The sequence below is a fragment of the Vibrio sp. ECSMB14106 genome, assembly GCF_000972265.1.
Lineage (GTDB): Bacteria > Pseudomonadota > Gammaproteobacteria > Enterobacterales > Vibrionaceae > Vibrio > Vibrio kanaloae.
The window spans coordinates 1-398 of record NZ_LAUM01000084.1 but is presented as its reverse complement, the minus strand read 5'-3'; the positions used below and the strand labels follow the sequence as shown (position 1 = coordinate 398).

Here is a 398-nt window from a genome sequence, read left to right as displayed (position 1 = left end):
GACATTGAAGGTGACAACCTAACGGTTGAAGGTGTGACCTACGATGGTGGCGACGGTATTCTTACTAACAACGGTAATGGTACTTACACCTTTGTGCCAAACGAGAACTTCAATGGTGACGTAAACTTCGGATTTGATGTGTCTGACGGCACCGATACGGTCTCTGCAAACATCGACGTAAGCGTAACAGCGGTTGATGATGCGCCTGTCTCGGGTGACCTAGCTTATTCGATCGATGAAGATGGTTCGATTCGTCTAAGCCAAGAACAACTGCTATCGCAAGCATCAGATGTGGAAGGCGATGACCTGACAGCCAGCAGCCTAACAGTTGATGGCGATGCGACGGTTGTAGCTAATGATGATGGCAGCTTCACGATTACGCCAGATGAGAACTTCAA

1 protein-coding gene is annotated in these 398 nt (G+C 48.5%); it reads left to right on the top strand.

What is annotated here, in order from left to right:
* On the top strand, positions 1 to 398 hold a 398-nt coding region (locus tag WR49_RS20755), incomplete at both ends, for a cadherin-like domain-containing protein (protein ID WP_046225282.1).